Raw genomic sequence first — 23,587 nt, 5'->3', positions numbered from 1 at the left:
ACAATACACCTGTTTACGGTTTTTTCTTCTTTTTGGCTAATGTTTTATGGCTGATCCTTGCAGGGCGTTCGGCCATTTCAATAGGAAGGCCAAGCAAATCGCGGATAACCACCGATGCACATGCCCCGCCAAATGCTGCTGGCAGATAAGAAACTGTACCATAGGCGGAGCGTTTAAAGTTGCTCCCATCAGTCATGATCATAGAATTTTTATCCATTTCTTCGGTGGAGAAAACAGCTTTTATTTTTGCCGCATTAGCAAGTTTATTTAGCCGTTTACGCACATAACTGGCAAAAACACATTGATAAGTATCAGGGAGTAATGTAATCCTTAATCGTGTTGGATCCATTTTACCACCAGCACCCATTGAACTTACAATGGGAATATTTTTTTCTAATGCCGTTCCTAATAGTGTAATTTTAGGCATTACACTATCAATGCAATCCATAATGTAATCGAAATCGGCTTCTAAAATTTCCCTGCATTTCTCTGGAGTAAGAAAGGTATTGACCACATGCAGTTTTAATTCGGGATTTATGGATAATAAACGTTCCTGCATAATGGCAGCCTTGCTAACACCATGATTGGTTGCCAAAGCAGGTAGCTGCCTGTTCCGGTTTGTCGGATCAACCACATCACCATCAACAATGGTCATTTCTCCAATTCCTGAACGGCAGATAAATTCGGCGGCAAAAGAACCCACGCCACCTAAACCGATCACGAGAACATGTTTTGATTGGAGTTTATCTATACCATCATTACCAACAAGCAGGGCAGAGCGCGAAAGCCAGCTAACATCAGACATATTTGTGTATTTAGCTGTATTCTTCGACAGGCTCAGAATGACAGCGCTATATTAAATTTAGTTTATTCCAGTCTGTAAAAATACGAGCTTTGAGTTCATCTACACTACATTTTTTTAAAATGGCTGCTGCCCGGTAAATTTCCCCGATCGAAATAGCAGCGTCATCCGTTTCCAGAAAAAAATGATCGGTACTTTGAATCAGTTTTGCGGCACCGGAGTTTTGCTTCAAGGCAGTCAACCCAAAGGAAAGTAGAAATCCCTTGTCCAGTAGTTGTTTGCCAAGTTCTTCATTTTTATTAAAGCCATGAATGATCATGGGTACTTCAACTTTTAACCGATCTTTAATCGCTATTAATTCAGCGAAACATTTAACACAATGCAAAATCAAAGGTTTTTTGATCTTTTCTGCCAATTCAATCTGTTTTTCCAGAATTATTAGCTGATTCTCCAGGTTTTCGCCCCTCAATCGATCTAAACCACATTCACCAATTTGTTTCACATTTGTTTGATTGGCCACGACACTAAGATACTTCATCTGCTGGTCGAGATGATCAATTTTTGCAAACCAGGGATGCAGCCCAACAGAAATCGGCTTGGTTTTAGGCATGGCCAAAAAGATATCACTGGTTAACGACAAACTTTGAATACTGGTTACGCCAGGTTGGGTGGAAACTTTATGGGTATGTATATCTAGGTAATCCATTTCTGATACAAAGATAGACAAATGTAAAATGGACGATGTAAAATGGACAACGGAAAAATGCAATTGGTTTTAAACCTTTTGTAAAAAAGCAAATTCCATTAATGACCAATGACCAATGACCAATGACCAATGACCAATGACCAATGACCAATGACCAATGAATGTTTCTCCTCTGTAAAGAATTTGCGAATAATCTATTAAAACTGTAGACTTTATTACTTTTGTTTATTATTCTGAAAATCATGAAAAAATTAGTTATTTTATTGACTGCTATATTAATTTCGACCGCGGCTTTTAGCCAGTCAAAAAAAGAAGGCGTTCACATTTACAACCCACAGGCCGATGCTAAAGCGGATATTGCCGCTGCGGTTGCAAAAGCAGCTAAAGAAAATAAGCATGTTCTGTTACAGGTTGGCGGTAACTGGTGCACCTGGTGTATAGCCTTTCATCATCTGGTGGATAGCACAGCAACGCTGAAAAAATACATCAACGACAATTTTGAAACGGTGTTGGTTAATTATAGTCCTGAAAATAAAAACGAAAGTGTTCTGGCTGGTTTAGGCTATCCTCAACGTTTTGGTTTTCCGGTATTCTTAGTTTTGGACGGAAAGGGCAAAGTATTGCACATCGAAAATTCGTCCTATTTAGAAACGGAAGAAGTTGGCGCTAACGGTAAAAAGAAAGTAGGGCATGATGTAAAGAAGATTACCTCATTTTTAAAAGGGTGGACAAGAGCAGCTGTTGATCCTGAAACTTATAAAGCCAAAGCTAAGTAGCGGTTTAAGGTAGACGGCATGAGGTTTAAGGCCGAACCGCAGAATCTAATTAAGAAAGCCTTTCGGATTTTTAAATCTGAAAGGCTTTCTTTTTAATCGTCTAATTCGTCTTCGTCTACCTCATCATCAAGGTTTAACTCATAAGAAGCTCTTGAAGCTTCATCCGCTTGCTCCAGCAGATCTTTATCGTGTTCGATACTGGTATCATCACCACTAATTTCATTGATATTTTCTACATCATCCTCTCTGCGTAAAGCATCGTTAGGATCGTTCGAATAATTGTCGTCTTCTGGATCTATCATAACTTTAAGATTTTATATTAGATAATCGTTTTGAGTATGAAATTGTTTTGGGAAAAGCTTAAAGTTAAAAAAGACTGAGGCTTCCGAAGATTCTTCGCTGCGCTCAGAATGACAAATTGGGGAAGGTTAAAGACCTTCACCAAATTTATAAAACGGTGCTACACTTACTGGTAACTTACCGGTAGGTACCATGCGGTTATTAATTACAGCAGCAGCCGAAATTTGCATAAAATCTTCTTTTTGATAGGCTACTACTAAACCTTTGCTGTTTTCTAATCCGGATAAGCCCGCCAGGTTATATGGATTGGCAAATAAGGCAAAAACAGCATTTTTAGCCGATAGTTCTTTAATAAAATTCTTAACACCTGCATTCAGCGGCATGTTATTCGCTGGTCTTGACCTGCTATCGTGAATGCCGACAATTACCTGATCAAATGCGCTGATTTCGCGGGCAATGTTCGAAATCTGTGCGGCACTTGCATCTTTATCCAACACATAATAAACAGAGTTATAATATCCTTTCGAAACCTCTTTTTGGAAAGTGGTAACCGAAGGTACACCGATGCTGATAATGGCCGTTCTTCTGATCGGGATAAGGCGTTTAATATAATCCTTACCTTTTAGCAAAGTTACTGATGCATTGGCCAGTTCCTGTACTAATGCATTGCTTGCAGTGCGATTAACTCCTGCAATAATGCCCTTGGTTACAATAGTATCGCGTTTGGCCAGACCGGCCCAATACTTTGCCGTTAATATTTTACGCACGCTTTGGTCAATCTCAGCCATACTTACACGATTATGCCTTACTGCTTTACGCACCAGTTTAATGGCTCGATCGCTGTTTTCTGAAAGTTCGATGATATCATTACCTGCAATAATCCCCATCAAATCAGCTTCTCCGTTTTTAAAGTATTTGACCACGCCTTTCATGTCCATGGCGTCCGAAATGATTAATCCTTTAAAGCCTAGTTTCTGCTTTAAAATACCGGTAACAATAGGCTTGGAGAGTGTAGAGGGTAAATTTGGCGTATTATCTAAAGAAGGAATGTTCATGTGTGCAATCATTACTCCAGATGCGCCTTGTTTTATCAGTTCTTTAAATGGATACATCTCTAAAGTGTCCAAACGTGTGGCAGAGAACGTAAGCTGTGGTAAATCGTAATGTGAATCTACATCAGTATCGCCATGACCAGGGAAGTGTTTCAGTGTAGTTAATAAACCACCATCTTGCATACCTTTCATGTAGGATGCAACTTTACTTGCCACATTATATTTGTTTTCGCCGAACGAACGATAGTTGATTACCGGGTTTTTGGGGTTATTGTTAATATCCGCGTCTGGAGCCAGATTCATCTGCATCCCCATCCGCTTATAATCTTTGGCCACTTCCAAACCCATTTTATACAATAACTCCTTGTTTTGTATGGCGCCCAAGGTCATTTGGTAGGGATAAGAAATGGTGCTGTCTAAACGCATACCCAAACCCCATTCTCCGTCGTTTGCTATAATAAGTGGTACTCTGCTCAGTTTCTGATAGGCATTAGTGGCTAAAACCTGCCTGCCCGGGCCACCCTGAAAAAAGATCACACCACCCAATTGTTCTTTTTTTATCACCTCGCCAACCGAATCGGTATATTTTTGGCCCAGATTGGTGTGTGCCCTAACAAAGAACATCTGCGCAATACGCTCTCTACGGTTTAGTTTATTAAAAACCGAATCGACCCATTTGGGTTGATTGGCTAACATTTCTAAATAGGATTTTTGTTGTGCGCTGCCCGAAAACGCAGCTCCGCAGAGGGAAATGAGTATAAAAAGATTTTTTTTCACTTGTTTTTATTGTATCAGGTCTGCAAAATTAATAAACCAAAGCAGTATTGAACAAAAACCCGTCCAAGTAATCGATTTAATACAGTAGGTTTAAAAAAGTATTGCCGATTAAGATCGGTACATCCCTTTTCCATCGATAAAGTCGATTACTTTATCTGGAAGGAAAAACTGCACATTTTTTTTCTCTTTAATAGCCTTTCGTATAAAAGTGGAGGATATTTCCATTAAAGGGGTATTTGTAAAAGTAATAGCCGGATGGTCTTCCCATTCGCTTACATCTGCTCCAGGGCGGGGATATACATAAATATGGTAATTTTTTAACAGCACCTCATAGTTCTTCCATTTTTTTAAAGAAACGAGGTTATCAGCACCCATGATCAGTACAAATTCCTTTTCAGGATATTTTTCGTGGAGATAGGTTAGGGTATCAATGGTAAAGGAAGGCTGTGGCAGTGCAAATTCGATATCACTAACACGGATATGCTCGGCATTTTCGGTAGCCAGTTTCGCCATTTCCAAACGATCGTACATATTGGTTAAACCACTTTTATCCTTTAAAGGATTATGTGGAGAAACCACTAGCCATACTTCATCCAGTTCGGTATGGTTGGCCATATAATTGGCGATAATTAAATGGCCTGTATGGATGGGGTTATACGAACCGAAGAAAAGACCGGTTTTCATGTTTAGGGTTTTCAGTATTTGTGATCGTCATTGCGAGGCAGGACTGCGGGAGCCGAAGCAATCTAATTCGCAAAAAGATTGCTTCACTCTTTTGCTCTTTTCCCATCGCTTCGGTTCGCAATGACGGTTTTATTTCTTTAAGAAGTCTCCAACCAACTGCTCTGCTTCAGCACAAGCTGTAGCCAGATCGTAATTTTTTAAAATCACATCAAACTTATCTGCGTAAAGCAATTCTTTCTCCGCTTTAACAAAACGTTCCTGTAATTTCTCCGGGCTATCTGTCCCGCGACCGCTTAAACGTTCTTTTAGCACCTCTAATGAAGGTGGCTGAACAAAAATGGCCAAAGCATCTTCTTCATATTTTCTTTTTAAACGGATGCCACCTTCAACATCTATATCGAAAATAACGTGTTTACCTTCATTCCAGATCCGTTCTATTTCTGAGCGTAAAGTGCCGTAAAATGTACCATTATAAACTTCCTCAAACTCTACAAATTCCTGATGGGCAACTTTGTGTAAAAACTCTTCTTTACTGATAAAATAGTAATCGTTTTCATGTTGTTCATTACCTCTCGACTCACGCGTGGTGGCAGAAATAGAAAAGCTCAGTTCAGGAAACTTTTTTAATAAATGATGTACTATGGTAGTTTTACCTGCTCCTGATGGTGCTGAAAATATGATTAATTTGCCTTGCATTTTTAAAAGTTTTGCGATTGGCGTCTGGCGTTGAGCACTTATCGCGCTCCGCTTAACGCTACAACACATTCAGTAATTGTTCTTTTATCTTTTCTAATTCTTCTTTCATTCCTACCACAAACTGCTGCATCTGCGCATCGTTTGCTTTAGCGCCCATGGTATTTATTTCTCTTCCTATTTCTTGCGAAATGAAACCCATTTTTTTTCCGTTTGCTTCTTTGCTTGCTAAAGTTTGTAAGAAATAATCGCAATGGCTTTTTAAACGTGTTTTTTCTTCCGTAATATCAATTTTATCGATGTAATAGATCAATTCCTGCTCAAAACGGTTTTGGTCAATATTTACCTTGCCCACCGCATCTTCTAAAAACTGGTTAAATTTATCGCGGATGGCCGAAATCCTTTTTGGTTCCAGTTCTTCTACCGATTTAAAATACGACAGGATATTTTTAATCCGCAGTTCTAAATCTGCCTTTAAAACAGCGCCTTCATCTTCCCTGAATTGGTTAAAGTTAGCCAGGGCTTCAGTAAAAATCTGGTAAAGATGGTTCCATTCATCGTCGCTAACACTTTCTTCTTTATAACTAATTACATCCGGAAAGGTTAAGGCTGTTTGTAGTAAGTTGCTACTGTCTGCACCTAATTCGTTGTTAACAGCAACAAGTTGCTGATAGTAATGACTCAATAAAGCTGTATTAATGGTAGCACCGGTAACTTCGCCATTGGTGCGTTCTATATTAATGCTTAAACTTACTTTTCCACGTTCGATATCTTTGCTGCAGATGTTGCGCAGAATCAACTCTTTATCAGAAAAAGCTTTAGGATATTTTAAATTCAGCTCCAGGAATTTACTGTTGAGCGATTTGATTTCGACACTATACTTTGCGTTTGCATAATCGGCTGTTGCTAAGCCGTATCCTGTCATGGATTTTATCATGCGCAAAGATAGGGTTTTAAGCTGAAAGGAGAAATAATAATGGTCATAGACCCAGACTTAGACTGGTAGGATAAAATAGCTTTATAATTAGAAAACCAGCGTTCAGTATTTCTTCGGGGATTGCAGCCCTGCTTTTCCTTACAAGTCCTCGCTGCGCTGTGGGCTTTTCATTTCATCCGGTGGGTATCGGATCAGGTTTAGACACAAAGTATGGCTGCTTTTGGCAGGGGCTGTTGCTTATATGTGCAAAAACTCTATTCCTAAACCTAAAGGTAGTGGACCTTACTTAGAAAACAAAAAGAGATTTTCTTCCTCCTTAAAAACTTCATGCTGTTGATAAAAGGAAAATTATGGGTATAAGCAGAAAGAATACAATTGCCAAATAGTAAATAAAACAGCCAATAGTTTTTCATAGATTAACGTTATTTAACAGTTTGCTAGGTTAACAAATGTTAATTTTACAAAATATTCTAAATAGGAGGGTTTTCAAACTTTATCAATGAAGCTGGTGTTTTTCTGGTCAGGATGTAGGGTTGGGAAAAAGGAAACAGCAAAAACTATTTGCAGTCGAAATAGAATGCTAACCCACGCTATCTGATCATTTAACTTGCCCGTTTAGCATAATGAAGCATTTGAAAATTATTCTTTTACTCATCATTTTAACAATGGGCTTAAAACTGAAGGCGCAGGATTTTGTGCTGAAAGGTGTGGTGGTTGAAAAAGGTTCTAATGTCCGCATTGCCCTGGCTAATGTTACTAACACCCACAGTAAATTGGGCACAACTAGTAATGATATTGGCATGTTTCAGTTAAAGGCCAAAATTGGCGATACGCTTCTTATTCAGAAAAAAAACTTAATTGATCAAAAAGTCGTTGTTAAGACAGACGATGACCTGGTTATTTTTTTGGTTAGGGGCAGTACAACTTTAGCGGAGGTGACGGTTAAAGGGCAGACCAGGAAACAGGAGATGGAAGATATTAAGCGTGATTTGAAACATAACGGTTCTTTCTTTGCTGGCAAACCGCCGTTAATCTTATTAAATCCTCTTGGTGGTAGCCCAATAACATTTTTTTACGAGCTATTTGGGAAAACACCAGCAAGAGCGCGTAAATTTAACCGTTATTATAAAAAGGAACTAAGTTTGATCGAGGTAGACAAGTTTTTTAATAAAACTTTAGTTTCGAACAATACCACATTAACCGGGAAAGACCTCGACAAATTTCTGCTCGATTATTACCCAACACGGAACATGACCATTAATTGGAGCAATTATGACGCGGTTAAATACATTAAAGAGTCGGCTAAAAAATATACTGATACCCTGAAGCACAAAATAGCTACGCAATGAAAAATTTAAAATTTGTCATCATACTTTTCGTTTTTACTTCAATTGGCTTTGTCGCAAAGGCCCAAGAATTTATTATCAGAGGTGTGGTTATTGAGAAAGGTTCAAATATCAGGATTGCCTTATCTGAAATTACCAACCTGCGTACCGGAATAGGGGTAGGCAGTAATGATATCGGGATGTTCCAGCTTAAAGCTAAAATTGGTGATACACTGTTGGTTATTAAGCGCGATCTGATCGATCAGCGTGTTGTGGTGAACAGCGAAAAAGATCTGGTTGTTTATCTGATTAGGGGAAGTACCACTTTAGATGATGTAACCATTAGAGGAAATACCAAAAAACAGGATTTAGATGAAATAAAGCGCGAGTTTAAAAATAAGGGGGTTTACAACGGCGGTAAAACAACGGTTTTGTCGGCTATATTTAGTCCGTTAAATGCGCTATATAATCTTTTTGGCACTGATCCTAAAAATGCCAGGAGATTTAGCAGGTACGCCGATAATGAAATTAAACAATCGCAGATTGATGTATACTTTAATCAAAGCATCATTAAAAATAATACCGAATTAAGAGGCGATACTTTGGAAAAATACATGCTCAATTGTCGTCCTGGTTTTGATAAAGCGCAGTACTGGAACAGTTACGATTACATCAAGTATATTAAAGAATCTTCAAAGAAATTTACAGACACGCTGGGAAAGGGGAAGTAGTTTTTTCGTCCTTAGTCTGGAGTTCGTTAAGTAATTTAGAGTTTGAAGTTGGCAATTGCTTATGATCCAATCTGGAGTTTAGATTTTAGTTAACCGATTAAGTAAGATACAATTTTCAGTTAGCGATTTGCAGTTACTAATAAACTAATGACCATTGAACTAATTACCTGCTAAATACTAAGCATTTCACAAGCTTTTTCTGCTGCAAGCTTTTCTGCATTTTTCTTATTATAATCTCTTCCAGTGCCCACTTTTTCGCCTTCTACTACTGCGCTAATGGTAAATAGTTTAGTGCTTTCACCTTCGCCATTTTCAGCCAGTTCGAATAATACATCCTTACCATGGCGCTGGCACCACTCAATTAATTTACTTTTAAAATTGGTTTCAGTAAGTTCAAGGGTATGGATATCGATATGCGGTTTTACAATTCTGCGCAATAAAAACTCTTTGGTAAAGTTGTATCCTTTATCCATGTAAATAGCACCAACAATAGCTTCAAAAGCATCTCCCAACATCGAGTTATGTTTGGTTTGGATGCTAACGGAACGCTGATCGAACTGGATAAGCTTATCAAAACCAATTTTTTTTGCCAACTGGTTTAAATTAGCTCTGTTTACGATCTTTGAACGCATTTCGGTTAAAAAACCTTCTTCTTTGTACGGATAGTGTTTAAAGAGCAACTCTGCAATTACAGAACCAAGAACAGCATCGCCTAAAAATTCCAGGCGTTCGTTGCTGCTCCTGCTTCCATTTTTTAGAATTTTTGCCGCAGAACGATGTCTGAACGCCATTTTATAAAGCGTTACATTACCTGGAACAAAGCCTAAAATATTTTTCAGCTTTTTAACAAACTCCTTTTCAGGAGAAAGATACAGTTTATATAATTTTAATATCGGCATTAAATAAATAACACAATTAACGGCTAATTAGCATATTTAACTAAGTTATCTATTTTTAATTAGCATACAAAATTATATACCTGTGCTGTTGTAATTAGTCTTCGTATTTCTTGAAAATAACAGAAGCATTATGGCCACCAAAACCGAATGTATTACTTAAAGCAGCTCTAACAGTACGTTGTTGCGCTTTATTAAAGGTAAAATTCAATTTAGGATCAAATGCAGGATCGTCTGTAAAATGATTGATTGTTGGAGGAACAATATCATTTTTAACGGCGAGAATTGCTGCAATAGCTTCAATAGCTCCGGCTGCACCCAAAAGGTGGCCAGTCATCGATTTGGTTGAGCTAATATTTAAACGATAGGCGTCTTCACCAAATAATGTACCAATGGCTTTGGTTTCACTAATATCGCCAAGTGGCGTAGAAGTACCGTGTACATTGATATAATCTATATCAGCAGTTGTTAAACCTGCATCTTTTAGTGCATTGGTCATTACCATTCTAGCGCCTAAACCTTCAGGATGCGGTGCTGTGATGTGATTGGCATCGGCACTCATTCCACCGCCAACAAGTTCTGCATAAATTTTTGCACCTCTTGCTTTAGCGTGTTCAAGTTCTTCTAAAATAATAGTTCCTGCACCTTCACCAGCTACAAAACCATCGCGATCTTTGTCAAAAGGGCGTGATGCGGTTGCCGGATCTTCATTACGTGTTGATAATGCATGCATGGCATTAAAACCACCCATACCTGCTTCATTGATAATTGCTTCAGAACCGCCGCTGATAATAACATCAGCCATACCCAAACGGATGTAGTTAAAGGCATCAATCATGGCGTTTGTTGAAGAAGCACATGCCGAAACAGTTGCAAAATTTGGCCCACGCAGGCCATATTTGATCGAAATATGGCCCGGAGCAATATCAACGATCATTTTAGGAATAAAAAATGGATTGTATCTTGGCGTACCATCTCCCTTCGCGAAATTAGAAATCTCATCCAGGAAAGTTTTCAATCCACCTATGCCCGCACCCCAGATTACGCCAATCCGGTTGGTATCTAATTTTTCGAAATCAAACCCACCATCTTTAACAGCCTCATCTGTTGCTACCAGAGCATATTGTACAAACGGATCTAGCTTGCGGGCTTCTTTTTTTTCCAAAAAGTCTTCAGGATTAAAATTTTTAACCTCGCATGCGAATTTGGTTTTGAATTTTTCAGTATCAAAACCTTTAATAGGAGCAGCGCCACTCACCCCGTTAGTCAACCCTTCCCAAAAATCGGGAACATTATTGCCTATAGGAGTGAGCGCACCCAACCCTGTTACTACTACTCTTTTTAATTCCATTTATACTGAAAAAGCGTAATTCTATTTAACGTTTTTTTCCAAATAAGCAATTGCCTGGCCAACTGTACCGATGGTTTCAGCCTGATCATCAGGAATAGCTACATTGAATTCTTTTTCAAATTCCATAATCAATTCTACGGTATCTAAAGAATCTGCACCTAAATCGTTAGTGAATGAAGCCTCTGGCGTAACTTCGCTTTCGTCAACACCTAGTTTTTCTACGATAATAGCCTTAACTCTTGAAGCAATATCAGACATAATTTTATAATTTAATGGTTAAATAATTCTGTGCAAAGAAAAATAAATTCTTACAATTTTCAAATGTTTTTATTTCGATATGTAATTTTGGTATCTCAATAACACAGCGAATATAGAATTAGTTTTTTAATTTCGTTCTGTAAATAATTTATTTCGCTTTGAATAAGACTTACCTAAAACTTACCTTAGACCTTGATTTTATACTGATTGCGATCACAGCCCCCCTAAAAGACTATGTGCTTTGCCACAAAATTAATACCCGGCTAAACACTCAATTTGAAAAAATAGAGGACCACGAAATATTTTTTAATATTGATGAACCAGCCTGGTCTTTTTCCAAATATTATTTTTTTGTAGAGCAGGGTGAGGTCGAATACTACTTAATCTGCAATAAAAGCAGCGATGGTTTTCTGATTCCGGAGATGAGCAAAGTCGATTTTTTTATTATCATTAAAGAATTTATTGACAAGGAGGATTTGGATTATCTAATTAACGGATTGAATAAACTGCCTGATATCCAGGTGGCTGCAAAGATAGATCCAGCCAAATTAAAGAGCCGTGAAAATTTGGTAATATAAAAATTATATACATGGTGTATTAAATACACTATATTTGGCAGTTACAAACAAAGAACAAAAAAACAAAATATATAAAATTTAATGCAGTTTGATTATTTTAGATAATAATTAATGCTTTCTTAAACTGCATTCCTAAAATCAATTAATAAATGAAACCTTTTCATTCGAGAACTAAAATTGTTGCCACGCTTGGGCCTGCATCAGCAAAACCAGATGTATTATATAGTATGTTTAACGCAGGTTTAGATGTTTGCCGTCTAAATTTTTCACACGGATCACAAGCAGATCACCAGGCCGTTTTGGATACCATCCGAGATTTAAACAAAAAATACGAATATAACGTTGGTATTCTTGCCGATTTACAAGGTCCTAAAATCCGTATCGGTTTAGTAAAAGAAGGTGGTATTAACCTGATTAACGGAAATACTACCGTAATTACAACGAACGAATGCATTGGTAACGAAGAACGTATTTATATTACTTACCAAAACTTCCCTCAGGATGTTCAGGCGGGCGAAATTATACTTCTGGATGATGGAAAGCTTCAGATGAAAGTGATTTCTACCAATTTAAAAGACGAAGTTGTTTGTGAGATTGTTCATGGTGGAATTTTAACTTCCAGAAAAGGGGTTAACCTGCCAAATACTAAAGTTTCTATCCCTTCTTTAACGCCGGAAGACCGTGAAAACTTAGAATTTGTTTTAGAGAACGATGTAGAATGGATCGGTTTATCTTTTGTGCGTAAGGCAGAAGACATTATCGAACTTAAAAAGATTATTGCTGAGCGTGGTAAAACAGCCCGGGTAATTGCCAAAATAGAAAAACCAGAGGCTATTGCCAATATAGACGAAATTATTGCGGCAACTGATGGTATTATGGTTGCCCGTGGCGATTTGGGTGTTGAATGTCCGATGGAAGAGGTTCCATTGCTGCAGAAAATGATTGTTGCGAAATGTAGAGCAGCTTCTAAACCGGTAATTGTTGCTACCCAGATGTTAGAAAGTATGATCACTACACCCCGCCCCACACGTGCAGAGGTGAATGATGTGGCCAACTCTGTCTTGGATGGTGCTGATGCGGTGATGTTAAGTGGTGAAACTTCAGTTGGAGAATTCCCGCTCATCGTTATCGAAACCATGCAAAAAATTATCCAGAACATTGAAGAGAACAATTATCCTTTCCATCCTGATAAATTTTTAAAACCAAAATCGCCTTCTTTCTTAAGCGATGCGATTTGCGATTCGGCTTGTTTCTTAGCGAAACAGACCAATGCAGTAGGTATTGTGTCAATGACGTTAAGTGGTTATACTGCTTTTGAAATTTCAAGCCACCGTCCGGAAGCCCTAACCTTTATTTTTACCAGTAACAGGGCATTATTAAATGCAGTAAGTTTACTTTGGGGGGTAAGAGGTTTCTACTATGATAAGTGGGAAAGTACCGATAATACCATTATTGAAGTAAACGAATTCTTAAAAAGCAAAAAATTGGTAAAACAAGGTGATATTATCATCAATACTGCTGCCATTCCGATGGAAGCAAAAGGTAAAACCAATATGTTAAAAATTACAGTTATAGATTAATTTCTGATCTTTAGGTAGAAATGCTCCCGATTTTTAACCGGGGGCATTTTTTTTATCAATAAAAAATATATTTTTGCAATCCGATACGGAGAGGTGTCAGAGTGGTCGATCGAGCACGCTTGGAAAGCGTGTGTACTGCAAGGTACCGCGGGTTCGAATCCCGCCCTCTCCGCTGAAAGGGATGATTGAAAAGTTATCCCTTTTATCTTTATTAGCTTAATGGATAAACTTTTCGAAGGTGAAATTTGGCTGATGCATTTCTATTTCGTTCCTGACTGATGCAAGTTGTGCTTCGTTGGCGTAAATAAACATTTGCTCTTCATAGTCATTTATAGCATCTTCCAAGGCTTCAAATTTTCCTTCAGTTAAATTATCTGCTAAAATTAATGCATCCATTAGCCCGGTATTTACACCCTGACCTGCAAAAGGGGGCATTAAATGTGCAGCATCTCCGATAAGCGTAATCGGCAGCGGACGGTCTTTTTTCCAGGGTTTATCCAGTGATGATTTTCTCGTTGGCAACCCCCAAAACGATGAGGTTGAGCAAAATAATTGTATGTAATGTTCATTCCAATCCATAAACCTGTCTAAAAGAAATGTTCGGATACTAACCTTATCCTGAAAATTTAACCCCTTATGAACATCACCCCAATTTTCAGGCTTTTTAAAGATTATACCATAGGTTAATACACCATTGTTATTTGGGTTTGCAACCAATAAATTGCCCTGGTAGGCAGCCATTAATCTTTTACCATTGCATAATTGGAAAAATTCAGGACAACTTATTTCGGGTTGAGGTACATCTCCCTGTATAATAAACGTTCCGGTGTTTTCAGCGACTGTATCGGTAACATATGTTCTTATTTTAGACATTCCGCCATTTGCCACAATAACAAGGTCAGCGGTTGCTGACGTTCCATTTTCAAAATGTAAACGCCATTTTTCATTGCAGACCTTGAGTTCTTTACATTTTCTGTCCCAAGCCACCGTATCCTGTTTCAAAGTGTTTAGCAATATTTTTCTGAGGTCATTTCTGTTTATTTCAGGATTATCGTATTGATTTTCAGGTGTAATCTGTTTGGTAAATAATAATTTTCCTCTTTCATCTGTCATGATTATCCCCATAGGCTTTGCTATGGCGTAATAACTTTCCAGTAAACCGGCTTTTTTCATTACTTCCTGTCCTGAATCTTTGTGCAAATCAAGCGTACCGCCCCATCCTGGCTTGTGGATCTTTATCTCTTTCGTAAACAGTTACCTGAATGCCTTTTTGCTGTAATAATATGGCCATGGTGAGGCCAACTGGCCCTGCGCCTATAATAGCCACCTTTTTTTCTTTTAGTATCATCACCTTTAATTGATAGTACAAAGTTACTTGGTCAATTCAGTATAAATTATCTATATTAGACATAAAAATAGTCGTAAAAGACCTTATGAATAATACAGATCAAACGGTTCCACATGTGCTGAAAAAATTAGCTCGTTTATTGGGAACACAACTAAAAAATACAAGATTAGATATACCTCCGCAATTTGGCAGCGGATATTGCACCGGATTTGTTTTTAATGAACACATACGTATGCTTATTAGTAACTATGAGCTTAATGAAGATGTGATTATTCAAAATCCTGATGTCAATCCCGCTAAGAAGATGATATTTTTCAAGTTTCAAAATATATTCTCCAGAGCAGAAACTTCGTCACCCCACAAGTGTCCCTCGGTTTTAATAGGCACCAGCCGTATCAATACAGATGACATAATTTCGATCCATACCAATACTGCTACCATTAATATAGAAGTTGATGCGAATTATTTAAAAGGTTTGTTTACTGGCTCACAAGAATCATCCGTTTTGAAAGGTCTTTTGCAGAATAAACGCCCCCTTTTGTTCGAACAGATCATGTATCCTTCTTTACAAAAAAATGTGGATGAAATCCTATCTGGACCAGCCAATGAAACATTTAAACTTTTCTTTTTACGGGTAAAGGCGGAAGAACTTATTTGCAGGCTGTTGATGGAACTGGAAAACCGAGATGAAAAACAATTACATGCTTTAAACAATCATGATATACAAGCCATTTACCGAGTAAAACAGCAGATCCTTGAACATTTGGAAACGCCACCAGTGATTAAAGAACTCGCACTTGATGCTCATATGAGCCCAACTAAACTGAAACGTTTATTCAGGCAAATTTTTGGCGATAGCATTTTTAGTTACTATCAGCAATTCAGAATGCAGGAAGCCGCTCTTTTGCTGAGCGAGGACAAGCTATCTGTTTCAGCCGTTGGTTACCGATTGGGTTTTACAAACCTCAGCCATTTTTCAAGAATATTTAAAGCGCACATCGGCATGAACCCTAAACATTATTCACTAAGGAAATCAAACTAAAATGCATTTCAAAACCTCATCATCCATTGTGCCGCTAAGCCTGAACAGTCAAAAAGAGCCAAATTCTGTTTCTTGCCCCTTTGATCAGTTAAAAGCCTGGCGAAACTCCAGTGGCGATAAATTGGTCTTCTTTTTAAATAACGTACTGAAAGATTGCGCATGTTCAAAGCCGAGGGCATAGGCGATTTCGCTGACTGAAAGATTAGTGGTAGAAAGTTTTTCTTTGGCTTTCGCAATGAGTTTTTCGTGAATATGCTGTTGTGTGTTTTGCCCGGTATGAATCCGAAGCAGATCACTCAGGTAGTTTGGCGATAGGTTCATCTTTGCCGCAATATGGTGTACAGTGAGTAAACTATTTACATCGCTGTTAAAGTAATCGTCTATCAACTGTTCAAACCTGGTCAGAAGTGCTAGATTATTATTCTTTCGGGTCAAAAACTGCCGCTCGTAAAAACGGTTGGAATATTTTAAGAGGCTCTCGATCTGTGTAAGAATGATCTCCTGGGTATGTTTATCAATATGCCGGCATTCCTGATCAATTTTATGGAGGATGGTAATCAGGTCATCTTCTTCGCCTGCCGACAGGTGCAATGCTTCATTAACCGCATAATCGAAAAAACCATATTGATGAATACTATTTGCCAATGTATGCTGTAACAGAAAGTCCGGGTGGAAGATCAGGAGATAACCAGACCCGCATTCCATATTCTGCAGGTCTAGTTGTTGCACCTGGTTGGGTGCGGTAAAACTCAATACGCCTTTGTCGTAATCATAATGCTGCTGCCCATACCTGATCTTACCTTTGGCTTCGCGTTTAAGCGCCACGCAATAAAAGCGGTTAACGAAGCCATTCCAGATTTCATCCTCCAGGAAAACACTTTGCGCCAGGTTGATTACACTCACCAGTGGGTGGCGGGGTTCTGGCAATGACAGCAATCGGTGAAATGCTGATATGGAGTTAATGGCGTTCATAAACAAATTTAATCAATTAAACCCATACTAAACTCATCATAAGGCGCACCGGTATCTGTACCTAATGGTACGATATTTTCCAGTTGCGAAAGATCTGACGCAGTTAATTCAATGGTGGTTGCTGCTAGGTTTTGTTCCAGGTACTTTCTGCGTTTCGTTCCCGGAATTGGTAAAATACCCTTGCTCATGATCCAGGCTAAAGCCAGTTGCGAAGAGGTAATGTTTTTTGCTTCGGCCATGGCTTCAATCGCTCTAACCAATTCGATATTCTTATCAAACATTTCGCCCTGGAAACGTGGAATCGCCCTGCGGAAATCGTTTTCCGGCAGGTCATCGACGCTTTTGATCTGCCCAGATAAAAAACCACGGCCCAATGGCGAGTAGGCTACAAAGCCGATACCCAACTCGTTTAATGTGGATAATACCCCGCGCTCCTCCACTGTCCGCTCAAATAAAGAATACTCGCTTTGTACAGATGTAATCGGGTGTACGGCGTGTGCCCGCCTAACCGTTTCAGACGATACTTCTGACAGGCCTATGTAGCCTACTTTACCTGCTGCAACGAGTTCTGCCATGGCTTCAACTGTTTCCTCAATCGGCGTATTTTTATCCAGGCGGTGCAGGTAATACAGATCGATATAATCGGTATTCAGATGCTTTAACGAACGCTCTAAAGATTTCTTTACATAATCCTTTTTACCGTTAATGGTCCAGGTTACTTTATTGTTGTCATCGATTTCCCAGCCAAACTTGGTGGCCAGAATATACTGATCTCGTTTACCGCTGATGGCCTTGGCGATAAGTTGTTCGTTTTTCAGCGGTCCGTACAGATCGGCAGTATCTAAAAAATTACCGCCCAGTTCGAGTGAACGGTGAATGGTAGCAATAGCTTCCTGCTCATCTGCAGGGCCATACATGTGTCCTTCTTCAAAGCCTGTCATACCCATACAGCCCAATCCTATTATTGGTACAACCAAACCCTGGTTGCCCAATGCCATTTGTTTTATTTCCATCATCCAAAGATCAGCAAGCTAAATGGAGCTGATGTATGCAAATCCCTGAAGTTTGTAAGCAAATCAAGGAATGATTTATCGTTATAAAGTTTGTAAGTTTTAAGACCAGCGCCATTGCTGTAGCCTTATCGCGCTTTAATAATATAGTTCAAAAACGATTGTTCAATTTGATTATCTTTTTGCTTCTCGCTAGAAGGCTAGGGATAAAAGCCTGCCATTTTGTATCACGATTAATACCAATCGTTTGCCAAAACAGTCTTATTTTTATCGCAAGATTAACTAACATGATGAATAAATATTGGTTTACTGTAACGGCTTGTGCTTTGGCCATTACAGCAAATGCTCAACAAAAAACTTTAACCATTAAAGATTACGAAAGGGCAGAAAGTTTGATGAGCTACAATACGGCAAAGTACATTGATCATGCCAGCTTGCAACCCAACTGGCTCGAGGGTGATAAATTTTGGTATAGCACTAAAGTTAATGGCACTGAGCAGACTTTTTTGGTAGATCCGGTAAAGAAAACGAAAACATTAACTACCGATTATAAAGGCAGTTTAACCTCCTCACGTCGTGGGCTTAGCTGGAATGAAGTACTATCTCCTGATGGAAAAAAGACAATATTGATTAAAGATTATAATCTTTTTGTTAAGGATATAGCCACTGGAAAATTAACCCGTTTAACTACTGACGGCATTAAGGATTATGGTTACGCAACCGATAATGCAGGTTGGAAACATAGTGATGCCCCAATTTTGCGTTGGTCGCCTGATTCTAAAAAGATAGCTACTTTTCAGCAAGATCAGCGGAATTCGAAAGATATGTACCTGGTAACAACCAATGTTGGAGCACCAACATTAAAAGCCTGGAAATATCCTTTGCCTGGCGATAAACAGATCGCGACAATTAGAAGAGTAATCATTGATGTAGAAAATCCAAAAGTAGTTTCACTTAATATTCCTGCAGATCCACATCGGGCCACCTTAAGCGATGATATTTCAAGCAGCGGCACTTTTGATGATATTGATTGGAAAGCTGATGGTACAGAAGTGGCATTCGTGTCTACTTCCCGAGATCATAAAAATGAAAAATTCCGTATTGCTAATGCCACAACCGGCGTGGTAAGGGAAGTTTTCGAAGAAACCGTAAAAACACAGTTTGAATCTGGTCAGGGTGCGATTAACTGGCGTTATCTGCCTGCATCGAAAGAAATCATCTGGTATTCGGAAAGGGATAACTGGGGGCATCTGTATTTATATGATTCTGTTAATGGAAAATTAAAAAACCAGATTACCAAAGGCGATTTCGTGGTTACACGTTTAATCAAGGTTGATGAAAAGACACGTACACTTTATTTCTTTGCCAATGGCCGCGAAAAAGGTAATCCTTATTTCAGTTACCTCTATAAAATTGGTTTCGATGGGAGGAATTTAACCCTTTTAACGCCAGAATTTGGCAATCACCAGGTTGTATTTTCGCCATCTTTCGAATATTTTGTAGATAGTTATTCGCAGCCTGATGTTCCTGCAGTTACTGTTTTAAGAAGTATCAGTGGTAAACTGATCAATACTTTAGAAAAAACAGATGTGTCCAGGTTAGCTGCTACAGGCTGGAAAGCACCAACTCCGGTTTCGGTGAAAGCCAAAGATGGTAAAACCGATATTTATGGTCTGGTTTTTACACCAGCAAAAATGGATGCCAACCAGAAATATCCTGTTATCGATTATATTTATCCAGGTCCGCAGGGCGGTAGTGTAGGCAGCTGGGCTTTCGTTGCTTCGCGTGGCGATCACCAGGCTTTGGCCGAATTGGGTTTTATTGTGGTGGTAATGGAAGGAACCAGTAACCCTGACCGTTCTAAAAGTTTCCATGATATGAGCTATGGCAATATGGCCGAGAATACCTTACCAGATCAGATTGCAGCCATCAGGCAGCTTTCATTAAAATATCCCATTGATACGACAAAGGTAGGTATCTGGGGGCATTCTGGCGGAGGTTTTGCGACGGCTGCGGCAATGTTCCGTTACCCGGATTTCTTTAAAGTAGGCATTTCCGAATCAGGTAATCATGACAATAGAAACTACGAGGACGACTGGGGCGAGCGTTACAATGGTTTGGTAGAAAATTCGGATTATGAAGCGCAGGCTAACCAGAATTATGCTAAAAACCTAAAAGGAAAATTGATGTTGGTACACGGTATGATGGACGATAATGTGCCGCCATATAATACACTTTTAGTTGTAGAGGCATTAGAAAAGGCCAATAAATCTTTCGATCTGGTTATTTTTCCGAATAGTGCACACGGTTACGGTTCTTATTCACCATACATGATGCGCCGCCGCTGGGATTACTTTGTTCAACATCTATTAGGGGCAGAGCCACCTAAAGACTATCAGATGAAAGGGCCGTCGGCAAGATAACATTATAAGAGCAAATTAATAGTTTGCTCTTTTTATTTATTGGATTAAACAATGCTACATCTTGGCGGTTTAATCTGTAAATAATTAATCATGGGAAAAACCAGAAATCAGCATAATATAATCATTACGGGTGCAACCGGAATGGTTGGCGAAGGCGTATTGATGCAATGTTTAAAAAGTACTGAAATTGATCATGTTTTAGTAATCAACCGCAAACCCTGTGGTTATACACATCCAAAATTAAAGGAGATTATTCATTCCGATTTTTTTGATTTATCAGCGATCGAAAGTCAGTTGTCTGGCTATAATGCCTGTTTCTTTTGCTTAGGGATTACTTCGATAGGAGTTGATGCGGAAACCTATTATAAAATGACTTATATGCTGACCATGCATGTTGCAAAAACGTTGAGCAAGCTCAATAGTGGTATGACTTTTTGTTATGTTTCCGGTGGAGGGACGAATGAAAATGGCCGTTTAAGATGGGCACAGGTAAAAGGCAAAACAGAAAAAGATTTAACAAAATTACCTTTCGAACAAGTTTTTAATTTCCGTCCTGGATTTATTAAGCCTTTAAAAGGACAAAAATATGCACATCAGTTTTATAAATACATCAATTGGTTATTTCCGGTCGGCAGGGCTATTTATCCAAATGGTTTCTGTACGATGGCTGAACTTGGCCAGGCGATGATCAATACTTTGAGTCATCATGATGAAAGGCGGACTTTAGAAGGTAAAGATATCATTGCTTTAGCTAAAGAATAAGCTCAGGTACTGCTTAAGTACCCGAGCTTATTTTCAACTGGTTAAGGATTTAGTTTAGGTTATGATTGTTTTGGGTTTTTAATATAATACTGCGGTTGCGTCTTTATCTTTTTGAGATAATACGGTTGCACCCGATCCACATTGACCACCGTTCATCAGTGATTGGCTATCTGTTCCGGTAACTCCAGGAACATTTGTAGCAGTAGATTCACCCTGCGCAGCCCAATTGGTATGTCTGAAAGAAATACAATGTCCAAACTCATGGCATATTGTTCTTGCACGTTGTGCAAAAGAGTTTCCTGCGATATAACTTTTGTTGATTTTAATTAAAGCACCTGCGCTTCCACCTGATGGAAATTGGCCCTGGCCGCAAACACCATTACCTAAATTTTCATCTTTGATCAGGATATCATAAGGTGCTGCCGTTACAATATTAAAACGGAGTGTAGAACCCGATACGCCATTCCATTGTGCAAGGGCGCTATTAATTTCGCTGCTCATTGAAGTCATGGATGCATCTACAAAAACCCTGATATTTAGCTTTTTAGTGCTGTTAACAATACTTCCGGTATAATATTGCTCTGTTTTTGGTCCAGCACTGCTGGCCGTAATTTCCATATTCTTCGGAAATACGATATCTTCTTCAACGATGTATTCATTTCCGTTATCTACAATACTTGACGCGGGGAAGCCCAGGTTTTTAATGTGCTGTAAAACCTTATCGGCATTTTTTACACTCTCTCGTGGTTCTGGTGTTAATGTTTCTTGTTTTTTTTTACATGCAGCAATTACTACTGCAACCATCGCTACGATCGCGATTTTTTTTAGATTTTTTTTCATTGTAAAAGAGGTTAGTTGATCCTTAAATAGCTGATGAAACAAATGTAACAGAACCTGTTACATAAATTTTAGGTCAATAATAAATTTTACACGAAAACTTGATCTGTGTTGATTGTAAGTGTTTAAATCTGTTTTTGTATTTAATAATTTACATGAATACCTTTTTTAATAGATGTGTTACGGTGTTGAAGGATGTGCTTTAATGCGGGTTAGGGTATATTTTCAGCAGTGATAGGTTAAAATGAAAATCATTTTATTTTTTTTAGTAGTATTGACCCAACTAAATAAACATGCTATGAATGCAATGCTAGGGGCAATAAGCCTTTTTGCTGGTGATTATGCGCCAGAAGGATTTGCGATATGTGACGGCTCGTTGCTATCGGTCAGTAAAAATATAAAGTTGTTTTCTATCCTTAAAACAAGGTATGGTGGCGATGGAATGTCAAATTTTGCATTGCCGAAACTCCCGTCAATAGAAGGTGTCCTATACATCATTTGTACAGATGGGTACTATCCATCACATCCTCGGGATTAAGGATAAAAAAAGGTGATGATCTTACAAGATCATCACCTTTTTTTATTTCTTGTTATCGTATTTTCTTTGATTGTCCTTATTTGAGGTCTGGTCTGAACGTTGCCCGCCGCCATTAGTAATGCCCCGGATTTTTTTATCCGTTTTCACATCATGATTAGCCCGGTCTGCTATTGAACTTCCTTGAACTGTTGGGTTGTTTTTGGGTGTGCTCGTATTTTTCATAATTATAAAATTTAGTGAATAATATTACAGAACGTTAAATTAACAACCAATCTGGTGCGGGATATGTTTTGATTTTTTCAAATTCTAATATTCCCCTGGTGTAGTCCGTCATTCCCAACTTGATTGGGAATCTTAATGCAGTAAGCTTTAAGATTCCCTCCTTCGAGGGAATGACGTTTGATCAAAGAAACTTAGTATAACAAAAATATTGTTGGCTTCTTATGGAGGTCTATTTCCTCTTTACGCCAGTTGTAAACACTTTGTGTTTTAATAAATTCATCTGCTGCGGTGAGGTTGCTGGCTATGCAAACCTGTGTGTTGGGTTTACAGCTTTTCAGTACTTCTTCAAAAAGCTGGTTATTGCGGAAAGGTGTTTCGATAAAAATCTGTGTTTGTTTGTAACGGCTTGCCGATAAATCCAGGTCTTTAATCCGCTTGGTACGCTGTTCTTTATCAATAGGTAAATAACCCCAAAAAGCGAAACTTTGTCCGTTAAAACCTGACGCCATTAAGGCCAGTAAAATAGAGCTTGGCCCGACCAATGGTATTACCTTAATACCGCGTTTATGTGCTTCTGCAACAATATCCGCTCCAGGATCGGCAATGCCGGGGCAACCTGCTTCACTCATCAAACCAACATCTTTTCCCGCAGTAAGCTCTACAAAAAACTGCCCTAAATCCGTTCGGTTATGCTTACCATAATCGTGTACAATCAGATCTTTTTGTGGGGTTTTTAAACCTGCCTCTTTTAAAAAGCGACGTGCTGTTTTACTATTTTCTACAATGTAGGTATCAATCTGGTTAATCGTGTCTACCAAATAAGGGGTAAATGTTTTATGTGCTACCTCTTCTGCCAATGGTACGGGAATAAGGTATAAAGTGCCTTTTTGCATGTTACAAAAATACACACAATAAATAGAATTTAAGTTCTAAAGCTGATAGACCTGGCAATATAATCTCTTCTGTAAGCAAAGGTGTAGCAAATTT

At 38.6% G+C, this 23,587-nt stretch carries 24 protein-coding genes, 1 tRNA gene and 1 pseudogene; 10 read left to right on the top strand and 16 right to left on the bottom strand.

Going from position 1 to position 23,587, the window contains the following annotated elements; genetic code table 11:
- Positions 1 to 13: 13 nt before the first annotated feature.
- Positions 14 to 805: a ThiF family adenylyltransferase gene (locus ABEG20_RS16385; RefSeq protein ID WP_090982986.1), complete on the bottom strand. Its 792-nt coding sequence runs from the start codon at positions 803 to 805 to the stop codon at positions 14 to 16.
- A gap of 46 nt (positions 806 to 851) precedes the next feature.
- Positions 852 to 1,508, bottom strand: a complete 657-nt coding sequence (locus tag ABEG20_RS16380) for a TatD family hydrolase (protein WP_406824349.1) — start codon at positions 1,506 to 1,508, stop codon at positions 852 to 854.
- Positions 1,509 to 1,750: 242 nt separating this feature from the next.
- On the opposite strand from ABEG20_RS16380, the gene ABEG20_RS16375 reads away from it, so the two are divergent.
- Entirely contained in the window at positions 1,751 to 2,284 is a 534-nt protein-coding gene (locus ABEG20_RS16375; RefSeq protein ID WP_406824348.1) for a thioredoxin family protein, read from the top strand.
- A 92-nt stretch (positions 2,285 to 2,376) separates the two neighbouring features.
- On the opposite strand, the gene ABEG20_RS16370 is transcribed toward ABEG20_RS16375, so the two are convergent.
- The 5 genes from ABEG20_RS16370 to ABEG20_RS16350 form a co-directional block, all read right to left on the bottom strand.
- Entirely contained in the window at positions 2,377 to 2,586 is a 210-nt protein-coding gene (locus ABEG20_RS16370) for a hypothetical protein (protein WP_187591990.1), read from the bottom strand.
- A gap of 126 nt (positions 2,587 to 2,712) precedes the next feature.
- A complete protein-coding gene (locus ABEG20_RS16365) occupies positions 2,713 to 4,413 on the bottom strand; it encodes a glycoside hydrolase family 3 protein (RefSeq protein ID WP_406824347.1) in 1,701 nt (566 codons plus the stop codon).
- A 108-nt stretch (positions 4,414 to 4,521) separates the two neighbouring features.
- Positions 4,522 to 5,097: a nicotinate (nicotinamide) nucleotide adenylyltransferase gene (gene nadD, locus ABEG20_RS16360; protein ID WP_406824346.1), complete on the bottom strand. Its 576-nt coding sequence runs from the start codon at positions 5,095 to 5,097 to the stop codon at positions 4,522 to 4,524.
- 129 nt (positions 5,098 to 5,226) lie between these two features.
- A complete protein-coding gene (gene gmk / locus ABEG20_RS16355; protein WP_406824345.1) occupies positions 5,227 to 5,793 on the bottom strand; it encodes a guanylate kinase in 567 nt (188 codons plus the stop codon).
- 58 nt (positions 5,794 to 5,851) lie between these two features.
- Positions 5,852 to 6,715 carry a YicC/YloC family endoribonuclease gene (locus ABEG20_RS16350; RefSeq protein ID WP_406824344.1) on the bottom strand — a complete coding sequence of 288 codons (864 nt, stop codon included), beginning with the start codon at positions 6,713 to 6,715 and terminating at the stop codon, positions 5,852 to 5,854.
- Between the two features lie 635 nt (positions 6,716 to 7,350).
- Here ABEG20_RS16350 and ABEG20_RS16345 point away from each other — a divergent pair.
- A complete protein-coding gene (locus ABEG20_RS16345) occupies positions 7,351 to 8,076 on the top strand; it encodes a hypothetical protein (RefSeq protein ID WP_406824343.1) in 726 nt (241 codons plus the stop codon).
- Positions 8,073 to 8,783 (top strand): hypothetical protein, encoded by a 711-nt coding sequence (locus ABEG20_RS16340; protein ID WP_406824342.1) that lies wholly within the window; start codon positions 8,073 to 8,075, stop codon positions 8,781 to 8,783. Before ABEG20_RS16345 ends, ABEG20_RS16340 begins: the two co-directional genes overlap by 4 nt.
- A gap of 170 nt (positions 8,784 to 8,953) precedes the next feature.
- Here the strand turns inward: ABEG20_RS16340 and rnc are convergent, their stop codons facing one another.
- The 3 genes from rnc to ABEG20_RS16325 all read right to left on the bottom strand — a co-directional run bounded on the left by rnc (position 8,954) and on the right by ABEG20_RS16325 (position 11,288).
- The gene (rnc, locus tag ABEG20_RS16335; protein WP_090984249.1) at positions 8,954 to 9,682 is read right to left on the bottom strand and encodes a ribonuclease III; all 729 of its coding nucleotides are present in this window, start codon (positions 9,680 to 9,682) and stop codon (positions 8,954 to 8,956) included.
- A gap of 94 nt (positions 9,683 to 9,776) precedes the next feature.
- Positions 9,777 to 11,030, bottom strand: coding sequence for a beta-ketoacyl-ACP synthase II (gene fabF / locus ABEG20_RS16330; RefSeq protein ID WP_205057767.1), 1,254 nt, complete (start codon positions 11,028 to 11,030; stop codon positions 9,777 to 9,779).
- Positions 11,031 to 11,051: 21 nt separating this feature from the next.
- Positions 11,052 to 11,288, bottom strand: a complete 237-nt coding sequence (locus ABEG20_RS16325; protein WP_008508386.1) for an acyl carrier protein — start codon at positions 11,286 to 11,288, stop codon at positions 11,052 to 11,054.
- A gap of 158 nt (positions 11,289 to 11,446) precedes the next feature.
- Here ABEG20_RS16325 and ABEG20_RS16320 point away from each other — a divergent pair, with 158 nt between their 5' ends.
- From ABEG20_RS16320 to ABEG20_RS16310, 3 genes are all read left to right on the top strand, one after another.
- On the top strand, positions 11,447 to 11,866 hold the full coding sequence (locus ABEG20_RS16320; protein ID WP_219076898.1) for an IPExxxVDY family protein: 420 nt from the start codon (positions 11,447 to 11,449) through the stop codon (positions 11,864 to 11,866).
- 149 nt (positions 11,867 to 12,015) lie between these two features.
- Complete coding sequence (gene pyk, locus ABEG20_RS16315) at positions 12,016 to 13,446, top strand: pyruvate kinase (protein ID WP_406824341.1); 1,431 nt, start codon at positions 12,016 to 12,018, stop codon at positions 13,444 to 13,446.
- Between the two features lie 87 nt (positions 13,447 to 13,533).
- A tRNA-Ser gene (locus ABEG20_RS16310) sits at positions 13,534 to 13,618 on the top strand.
- A gap of 44 nt (positions 13,619 to 13,662) precedes the next feature.
- Here the strand turns inward: ABEG20_RS16310 and ABEG20_RS16305 are convergent.
- Positions 13,663 to 14,794 (bottom strand): annotated as a pseudogene (locus ABEG20_RS16305) (FAD-dependent oxidoreductase).
- 85 nt (positions 14,795 to 14,879) lie between these two features.
- On the opposite strand from ABEG20_RS16305, the gene ABEG20_RS16300 reads away from it, so the two are divergent.
- Positions 14,880 to 15,836, top strand: a complete 957-nt coding sequence (locus ABEG20_RS16300) for a helix-turn-helix transcriptional regulator (RefSeq protein ID WP_406824340.1) — start codon at positions 14,880 to 14,882, stop codon at positions 15,834 to 15,836.
- A gap of 84 nt (positions 15,837 to 15,920) precedes the next feature.
- Here the strand turns inward: ABEG20_RS16300 and ABEG20_RS16295 are convergent, their stop codons facing one another.
- Positions 15,921 to 16,808 (bottom strand): helix-turn-helix domain-containing protein, encoded by an 888-nt coding sequence (locus ABEG20_RS16295; protein ID WP_406824339.1) that lies wholly within the window; start codon positions 16,806 to 16,808, stop codon positions 15,921 to 15,923.
- An 8-nt stretch (positions 16,809 to 16,816) separates the two neighbouring features.
- Positions 16,817 to 17,824 carry an aldo/keto reductase gene (locus tag ABEG20_RS16290; protein WP_406824338.1) on the bottom strand — a complete coding sequence of 336 codons (1,008 nt, stop codon included), beginning with the start codon at positions 17,822 to 17,824 and terminating at the stop codon, positions 16,817 to 16,819.
- A 281-nt stretch (positions 17,825 to 18,105) separates the two neighbouring features.
- Here ABEG20_RS16290 and ABEG20_RS16285 point away from each other — a divergent pair, with 281 nt between their 5' ends.
- Together ABEG20_RS16285 and ABEG20_RS16280 are read left to right on the top strand one after the other, a co-directional pair.
- A complete protein-coding gene (locus tag ABEG20_RS16285) occupies positions 18,106 to 20,241 on the top strand; it encodes a DPP IV N-terminal domain-containing protein (RefSeq protein ID WP_406824337.1) in 2,136 nt (711 codons plus the stop codon).
- A gap of 90 nt (positions 20,242 to 20,331) precedes the next feature.
- Positions 20,332 to 21,003: an NAD-dependent epimerase/dehydratase family protein gene (locus tag ABEG20_RS16280; RefSeq protein ID WP_406824336.1), complete on the top strand. Its 672-nt coding sequence runs from the start codon at positions 20,332 to 20,334 to the stop codon at positions 21,001 to 21,003.
- 78 nt (positions 21,004 to 21,081) lie between these two features.
- Here ABEG20_RS16280 and ABEG20_RS16275 read toward each other — a convergent pair whose 3' ends face one another.
- Positions 21,082 to 21,843: a M57 family metalloprotease gene (locus ABEG20_RS16275; RefSeq protein ID WP_406824335.1), complete on the bottom strand. Its 762-nt coding sequence runs from the start codon at positions 21,841 to 21,843 to the stop codon at positions 21,082 to 21,084.
- 241 nt (positions 21,844 to 22,084) lie between these two features.
- Between ABEG20_RS16275 and ABEG20_RS16270 the strand changes: the two genes are divergently transcribed.
- Positions 22,085 to 22,378 (top strand): phage tail protein, encoded by a 294-nt coding sequence (locus ABEG20_RS16270; RefSeq protein WP_406824334.1) that lies wholly within the window; start codon positions 22,085 to 22,087, stop codon positions 22,376 to 22,378.
- Between the two features lie 42 nt (positions 22,379 to 22,420).
- On the opposite strand, the gene ABEG20_RS16265 is transcribed toward ABEG20_RS16270, so the two are convergent.
- Positions 22,421 to 22,600: a hypothetical protein gene (locus tag ABEG20_RS16265; RefSeq protein WP_406824333.1), complete on the bottom strand. Its 180-nt coding sequence runs from the start codon at positions 22,598 to 22,600 to the stop codon at positions 22,421 to 22,423.
- A 191-nt stretch (positions 22,601 to 22,791) separates the two neighbouring features.
- Positions 22,792 to 23,493: an SAM-dependent methyltransferase gene (locus tag ABEG20_RS16260; protein ID WP_406824332.1), complete on the bottom strand. Its 702-nt coding sequence runs from the start codon at positions 23,491 to 23,493 to the stop codon at positions 22,792 to 22,794.
- Positions 23,494 to 23,587: the final 94 nt, after the last annotated feature.

This window comes from Pedobacter sp. KACC 23697, from assembly GCF_045348445.1.
In the GTDB taxonomy this organism is placed as follows: Bacteria; Bacteroidota; Bacteroidia; order Sphingobacteriales; family Sphingobacteriaceae; genus Pedobacter.
This window is presented reverse-complemented; position numbering and strand designations above follow the sequence as displayed.

Coding starts and splice junctions, on each gene's coding strand:
- ABEG20_RS16385 (WP_090982986.1), bottom strand. CDS start 805: ATGTCTGATGTTAGCTGGCTTTCGCGCTCTGCCCTGCTTGTTGGTAAT.
- ABEG20_RS16380 (WP_406824349.1), bottom strand. CDS start 1,508: ATGGATTACCTAGATATACATACCCATAAAGTTTCCACCCAACCTGGC.
- ABEG20_RS16375 (WP_406824348.1), top strand. CDS start 1,751: ATGAAAAAATTAGTTATTTTATTGACTGCTATATTAATTTCGACCGCG.
- ABEG20_RS16370 (WP_187591990.1), bottom strand. CDS start 2,586: ATGATAGATCCAGAAGACGACAATTATTCGAACGATCCTAACGATGCT.
- nadD (WP_406824346.1), bottom strand. CDS start 5,097: ATGAAAACCGGTCTTTTCTTCGGTTCGTATAACCCCATCCATACAGGC.
- gmk (WP_406824345.1), bottom strand. CDS start 5,793: ATGCAAGGCAAATTAATCATATTTTCAGCACCATCAGGAGCAGGTAAA.
- ABEG20_RS16350 (WP_406824344.1), bottom strand. CDS start 6,715: ATGACAGGATACGGCTTAGCAACAGCCGATTATGCAAACGCAAAGTAT.
- ABEG20_RS16345 (WP_406824343.1), top strand. CDS start 7,351: ATGAAGCATTTGAAAATTATTCTTTTACTCATCATTTTAACAATGGGC.
- ABEG20_RS16340 (WP_406824342.1), top strand. CDS start 8,073: ATGAAAAATTTAAAATTTGTCATCATACTTTTCGTTTTTACTTCAATT.
- rnc (WP_090984249.1), bottom strand. CDS start 9,682: ATGCCGATATTAAAATTATATAAACTGTATCTTTCTCCTGAAAAGGAG.
- fabF (WP_205057767.1), bottom strand. CDS start 11,030: ATGGAATTAAAAAGAGTAGTAGTAACAGGGTTGGGTGCGCTCACTCCT.
- ABEG20_RS16325 (WP_008508386.1), bottom strand. CDS start 11,288: ATGTCTGATATTGCTTCAAGAGTTAAGGCTATTATCGTAGAAAAACTA.
- pyk (WP_406824341.1), top strand. CDS start 12,016: ATGAAACCTTTTCATTCGAGAACTAAAATTGTTGCCACGCTTGGGCCT.
- ABEG20_RS16300 (WP_406824340.1), top strand. CDS start 14,880: ATGAATAATACAGATCAAACGGTTCCACATGTGCTGAAAAAATTAGCT.
- ABEG20_RS16295 (WP_406824339.1), bottom strand. CDS start 16,808: ATGAACGCCATTAACTCCATATCAGCATTTCACCGATTGCTGTCATTG.
- ABEG20_RS16290 (WP_406824338.1), bottom strand. CDS start 17,824: ATGATGGAAATAAAACAAATGGCATTGGGCAACCAGGGTTTGGTTGTA.
- ABEG20_RS16285 (WP_406824337.1), top strand. CDS start 18,106: ATGATGAATAAATATTGGTTTACTGTAACGGCTTGTGCTTTGGCCATT.
- ABEG20_RS16280 (WP_406824336.1), top strand. CDS start 20,332: ATGGGAAAAACCAGAAATCAGCATAATATAATCATTACGGGTGCAACC.
- ABEG20_RS16275 (WP_406824335.1), bottom strand. CDS start 21,843: ATGAAAAAAAATCTAAAAAAAATCGCGATCGTAGCGATGGTTGCAGTA.
- ABEG20_RS16270 (WP_406824334.1), top strand. CDS start 22,085: ATGAAAATCATTTTATTTTTTTTAGTAGTATTGACCCAACTAAATAAA.
- ABEG20_RS16265 (WP_406824333.1), bottom strand. CDS start 22,600: ATGAAAAATACGAGCACACCCAAAAACAACCCAACAGTTCAAGGAAGT.
- ABEG20_RS16260 (WP_406824332.1), bottom strand. CDS start 23,493: ATGCAAAAAGGCACTTTATACCTTATTCCCGTACCATTGGCAGAAGAG.